This is a genomic window from Alkalibacterium sp. AK22 (assembly GCF_000585255.1).
GTDB lineage: Bacteria > Bacillota > Bacilli > Lactobacillales > Carnobacteriaceae_A > Alkalibacterium.
Map to the genome: position 1 here is coordinate 1 of NZ_JANL01000010.1, position 1,635 is coordinate 1,635.

2 protein-coding genes are annotated in these 1,635 nt (G+C 29.4%); both read right to left on the reverse strand.

Going from position 1 to position 1,635, the window contains the following annotated elements; all coding sequences use genetic code 11:
• Window positions 1-249 precede the first annotated feature (249 nt).
• On the reverse strand, window positions 250-723 hold the full coding sequence (locus ADIAL_RS02085; RefSeq protein WP_034299492.1) for a hypothetical protein: 474 nt from the start codon (window positions 721-723) through the stop codon (window positions 250-252).
• Between the two features lie 16 nt (window positions 724-739).
• Window positions 740-1,360: a hypothetical protein gene (locus ADIAL_RS02090; RefSeq protein WP_034299495.1), complete on the reverse strand. Its 621-nt coding sequence runs from the start codon at window positions 1,358-1,360 to the stop codon at window positions 740-742.
• Window positions 1,361-1,635: the final 275 nt, after the last annotated feature.

Here is a 1,635-nt window from a genome sequence, read left to right on the forward strand (position 1 = left end):
TATCAGAATGGGGTTCTTTTTTTCATCACTTAACAGGTGAAAACAAAAAAAGTTTATTTAGACTGCCGTTAGGCAGTTTCAAACGCTTTAAAGAAAAAGTATGAATTATTCAGGTTGAAAAATGTTGTATAAAAAAAGAACCCTATATAATAGGATTCTTTACACATGATTTTAACTACTTTCATGTATCATGTTAAAATTTATCATTATTTTTTATTGATAAAATAATGGTATCCCTAGGATAATCAACTATATTGTTTCTTCTTCCCAAGCTGATATATACGATAAATAATTAAAGAGATAGTCATTCTTTTCTTCAATGTCTTTTTGAGTAACTCCTCTTGATATAATACAATCTCTGTATAGACTGTTACTATTGGTTTCTTGTAACCCTAAATAATCTTCATGAATTACAAAAACTGTGGGTTCATTAAAATAAGGTATATGTGACATACTTTGTGTGTTTTCTATTTCATTGTAATAGGCCTCACTTTTTATATTTTTAAGTATCTCGTAAAAATGTAATTTAATCGGTGTGTCACCATATCTTTTGGTATTATTGACATTTTGCTCTATGAGTTCTAATTGCACTGGGTGCAATAAATTTAAATCTATTTCTTTAATATCTACAAGATCTTTAAGAACATCAAAAGGATTTTTTTTATGATCTACCATAATTATTTTATTACGATATTTCTCCAATAAAAATTCTATCGTATACATATTAAAACTCCTCGTATTATCTGACAGTTACTTCTCCATTATCAATTAAACCGGATCTCCATCCTGAACTATGGTAATAGGCTTCTAGGCTACCAACCGATACTCTAAGTTTAGTTGCTGTAGATGGAGCGGTGAAGGTGAAAAGATATTGCGATCCAGAAGCTAGACCTGTAGTACTTTTAAACACATAGCTTTCATTGTGGTATGTTCGAGGAATTAATAAGTTCGTATTTGATATTCTAACGTTTCTTAACCTGAAACTATTTATAGTGGCTGTCCCTTTATAATTTAAATATAATTGATGAATATCTCCACTTATTCTGACAATCCCAGCTGTTAATAAAGTAGGCGTGGCTTGGATTGAAAAATCATTGTTATTAACATTTTGAATTCCAACTTTTGTTTTCAGTTGTTCTTGTACCTTGGCTTCTACTTGTTCTTGAATTTCCTTTTCTGTTAAGCCCGTTCCGTCAATATAAAAGGGTTCGAATTCTATTACTTCCTCATTAACGTTATTACTTGATATAACAGAAGCACTCACTGATGGAATAAAAATAATAAATGATACACAAAAAACAGCTAACGTGATTAACAAGATGTGCAAAGCCTTAGTGTTACAATACTTTAATTTTAACAAGTTCTTCCTCCTAATAATTTATATTCATTTTCAGAGCGCAATATTTAAGATTTTTTCGCTCATTGTTTCTCCCTTCATTACTATGATAACATAAAGGCGCATATATATGCGCCTTTATGTTAAATTCATTTGCAACTTTTTTCACTTTTATTCTTAAAAAATTGAGATACAACTTTTCAATGTTAGCATAATCGGCTTATCAGTAAATTACTATAGATTAAAATATTTGATTTACATAAGTGAACCAATTTCATACCTGAATAATTCATAGCTCC

Excerpts from the sequence above, each read along its gene's own strand:
- ADIAL_RS02085 (WP_034299492.1), bottom strand. The coding sequence starts at position 723 with ATGTATACGATAGAATTTTTATTGGAGAAATATCGTAATAAAATAATT.